Below are 3500 nucleotides of genomic sequence, written 5' to 3'. Positions count from 1 at the left end.
TCCATGATTCACAGACTGATTTATGTTGCTCTTAGGACTCCACCCATGCCATCAACCATGCTTTCTATGGCTGAAGCAGAGTGGTAATCAGAATATATTTTGGGTATAATAATTCAGTAATCATGGGGAATATGGATACCAATGAAATAAAAACCATCAGTAACGGCACTGGTTTTTTATTCGCTATAGATCCCGAAAATGAAAAAATTTACTGGGTTACCTATAAACAAGACTCAGATGATTCGATGACTTCTAATAGGATTCCTGAGGAAGCGATGCAGTCTCGGGAGAATCTGAAGAAGTTTGTTGATTCCAAGAATAAATCTGGCAAGCAGTATACCCCCAATATTCTCCGCACCAATCTTGAAGGCAAAGAACTGGTCAATCTCGGTGATCTGAATGGATTGATGGATGATCCGGTTGACATAGCCATAGAACCGAAAACTAATAAAATGTACATAGTCAACTGGGATAGCAGCACAATAATCAGGGCAAATCTTGATGGCACCGGTGCGGAAAACCTGGGAAACCTCAATGGCACGGTTGATCACCCGAGGGGTATCGCCGTACTCCCTCCGGGTGTTGTGCGAAAGTCTCAGGACTCAAATAAATAATCATTGCTGTTTGAGGCTCAGAAAAGAAACGCGTTCGATGTCTTTTCCCATTTGATTGTGGAATGAGGTTTGGCTCCGTAATGATGACCAGGCCAGACTATTGTGTCGCCGGGTAGTGTGAGGAGGCGTTTTTTGATGGATTTCAGGAGCACTTCGGTGGAGCCGCCGGGCAGGTCTGTTCTTCCTATTCCTCCGACAAAAAGAGAATCTCCGGTTATGACGTTGCCGGGATAATAAAGGCATATTCCGCCGGATGTGTGGCCGGGTGTGTGAATGACTTCAAGCTTTCCCTTGCCTATTGTTATTTCGCTACCATCTTTGAGAAGAATATCAGCTATTGGAGATGATTTTCCGCCCATCATTTTTGACATTGTTTTGCTTACAAGGCCGCCGAGTCTTTTTGCCTCGTCTTTATGGATAAGAAGTTTTGCGCCTGTGGCCTCGATGATTTCCCTGTTTCCTGATGTATGATCAGGGTGGGCATGGGTGTTTATGACGTATATGACCTTGAGGCCCATTTCCTGAACTGTTTTAAGTATCTTTCTGGTGTTAAAAGCCGGGTCTATAAGGGCGCAAACTTTTTCTTCAGTGTCATAAACAATATAGCAGAATACTGCCATTGACCCAACGAGCATCTGCTTGATTTCTAAAGCCATTTAAGTCTCCGAGAGTAAGTTTTTGATTCTAAAACAAAGCGTTTTGTTCATTAATCATGGAAGAAATTATCCAGCTCCCTAAAATCCATAAGTTTTTTGCGGAGCTTTTTTTCAAAAAAGCGACCCGCAGGAGGCCCGGGTTTTTGATTTTTGACTGATGATTTTTGAGATATTGTCTGACATCTTTAAATCAGTAATGCAAATTCATCATGCAAGGCACTTGATGGTGCGCAAGCCCTTGGGCTTGAGCACCTTACTTTTAACAGGTTACAGAAACACGCCGAATTCAATGAAAGGCCCTTTTATTTCTGTATCCAGCCTTAGTCCGTCGGTGTCCATATCTATGTCGTCGTATCTGTATCCGCCTGAGATGAACATTATATGGGCGATGTCCTGCTTGATTCTTGCTATTCCGCTGAACCACTGCTGGTTGTCGTAAGAAGAAACCCTTGCTTCGGCTTCTACGGATAATCCTCCGAAGATGCTTATTGCTCCAGCGCCGTAAAGCATGGGAACCCAGGTCTGGGTGTCTTTTGAGACTTTTTTGACAGAGTCCTTAATCTCCATGTCAGTATCAATCATCCTCATGTTTAATCCTCCTTCAACCCGAAGGTTTCCAAGTGTTGCAAGGCTGAGGAAGGGAACTTCCCAGAAAAGAGCCATATCATATTGATTGATATTCATTTCTGATGTGAACGGATCATTGAATGTCGAGCCTCCAAAATTAAATCCGGCTTGATCGCCTTTTTCATCCATGTTCACTGCCGCGCCCATTATATAAATATTGGGAAAAACAGGGAGGTATGCTTTTATTCTGCCTTCGAGGGTTGTTGTTTCATCGTAGCCCAGATTGTCATCAAGGCTGATGTCAGATGATGATTTATAACCTGTTTCACCTGATGTTGAAGCATACCAGCCTCCTGCAGCTGCCTGAACGAGCAGTGTGTTTCCTGCAAAAGAGTTGGAAGCAAAAAGTAAAATACCCAAAATACTTAAAATAATTGTTTTCTTCATTTCTTTGACCTTTTGTTTATATTTTGTATTTAATTTTAACCATCTCACAAAGCTTTCTAAAAACTTCTTCCCCAGTCAGGCTTGCAGCCTCGCACTCGTTGGCGAATCTTTCAAAAGCCTCTTTTTGTTCAGGATCATTGAGAGCGTATACTTTGTCTGTATAGCATATTTTGAATGAATTGTGATTATATGCTATTGCAGGCCCGTACAGGCTCCCTGATACCGGATCACCGCTTATTTTTTTAGCCATGATCAAGATTGCAGGGCTTGTTTTTACCTGTGGCGATTTAAATTTGAGAAGCTCAGAAAATATCAGAATACCTTCTCTTATGCCTTCAGTATGTTTTTCAGCGAGGGACGCCATTGCCTGATACATTATTTCTTCCAGTTCTATTTTGGTGACCGAAAGGTCGAGGCTGTCAATAGCCTCTTTTGTAATGGTTTCGAGGGTCGCCATTTTTTTTTCGATAATGGCCCCTTCATCCCAGAGTATTTTTTTTATGGTTCCTAAGCTCAGCATCTCCTTTACTGTCGGGCTTTTTCTTGTGGCGACATCTTCAGGAGATGTTCTATAGGCGGCGAGTTCGGCATCAAGTACAATTACCTGCCTGTTTTCAGGCTCCTGCCCTTTGAAATACATATCTATGTCCCTGAGATGCTGGTGCTTGTATCCGGCGGCCTCAAGAATAAAAATCGCATTTTGTTTGTCAAGCCTTGGTTCCCGTGCCGAAAAAATTGACTCGCCAACAAGCTGTGATGCCAGTTTTATTCTTATTTTTTTCAGTATGTTATCTTTTAGAGTCATTGTGGTAATTCCGGAATTTATTTGTGCTGATCATTCGGCCTGTTTTAATCAGGAGGCCGCATTCTAAAAAGGGGGCACTGATGGTTTGTTTGAGTATTTCTATACTCCAGTTCAATGTTAAACAAAATACTAAAAAAACGCATGTTTTTAATGGCTCGATAATACAAGCTTCTTGCACTGAAAACGTTTTCGGGGTTATAGTTTAAAAACCTTCTGGAATTATATACTTTTTATGTTTGTTTTTTGAATGACGCTTTGCTTAAAGAGCTTGTTTGAATGGCATATTTGAAAACTCTTATCCGAAATTGCATCGCAACATAATTAATCATAAGTAAACCCCCGGCTCTGCCGGTGGACTCACAGAGTTTGACAGATCCTGGAATAAGAAGAAGTCTCCAATAACTGAACCGC

The 3500-nt window shown here is 41.8% G+C and carries 4 protein-coding genes; 1 reads left to right on the top strand and 3 read right to left on the bottom strand.

Annotation, left to right across the window (positions count from 1 at the left end):
* The first annotated feature begins 80 nt into the window (after window positions 1-80).
* Complete coding sequence (locus tag K245_RS0120975) at window positions 81-614, top strand: hypothetical protein (RefSeq protein ID WP_156906875.1); 534 nt, start codon at window positions 81-83, stop codon at window positions 612-614.
* A gap of 17 nt (window positions 615-631) precedes the next feature.
* Here the strand turns inward: K245_RS0120975 and K245_RS0120970 are convergent, their stop codons facing one another.
* The 3 genes from K245_RS0120970 to K245_RS0120955 all read right to left on the bottom strand — a co-directional run bounded on the left by K245_RS0120970 (window position 632) and on the right by K245_RS0120955 (window position 3089).
* Window positions 632-1270: an MBL fold metallo-hydrolase gene (locus K245_RS0120970; protein ID WP_027360737.1), complete on the bottom strand. Its 639-nt coding sequence runs from the start codon at window positions 1268-1270 to the stop codon at window positions 632-634.
* 267 nt (window positions 1271-1537) lie between these two features.
* Window positions 1538-2284, bottom strand: coding sequence for a TIGR04219 family outer membrane beta-barrel protein (locus tag K245_RS0120960; RefSeq protein WP_027360736.1), 747 nt, complete (start codon window positions 2282-2284; stop codon window positions 1538-1540).
* A gap of 16 nt (window positions 2285-2300) precedes the next feature.
* The gene (locus K245_RS0120955) at window positions 2301-3089 is read right to left on the bottom strand and encodes a hypothetical protein (protein ID WP_027360735.1); all 789 of its coding nucleotides are present in this window, start codon (window positions 3087-3089) and stop codon (window positions 2301-2303) included.
* Window positions 3090-3500: the final 411 nt, after the last annotated feature.

The sequence above is a fragment of the Desulforegula conservatrix Mb1Pa genome (assembly GCF_000426225.1).
Taxonomy (GTDB): domain Bacteria; phylum Desulfobacterota; class Desulfobacteria; order Desulfobacterales; family Desulforegulaceae; genus Desulforegula; species Desulforegula conservatrix.
This window is presented reverse-complemented; position numbering and strand designations above follow the sequence as displayed.

What these genes read in the sequence shown, in the direction of transcription:
- K245_RS0120970 (WP_027360737.1), bottom strand. Translation starts at nt 1,270, where the DNA reads ATGGCTTTAGAAATCAAGCAGATGCTCGTTGGGTCAATGGCAGTATTC.
- K245_RS0120960 (WP_027360736.1), bottom strand. Translation starts at nt 2,284, where the DNA reads ATGAAGAAAACAATTATTTTAAGTATTTTGGGTATTTTACTTTTTGCT.
- K245_RS0120955 (WP_027360735.1), bottom strand. Translation starts at nt 3,089, where the DNA reads ATGACTCTAAAAGATAACATACTGAAAAAAATAAGAATAAAACTGGCA.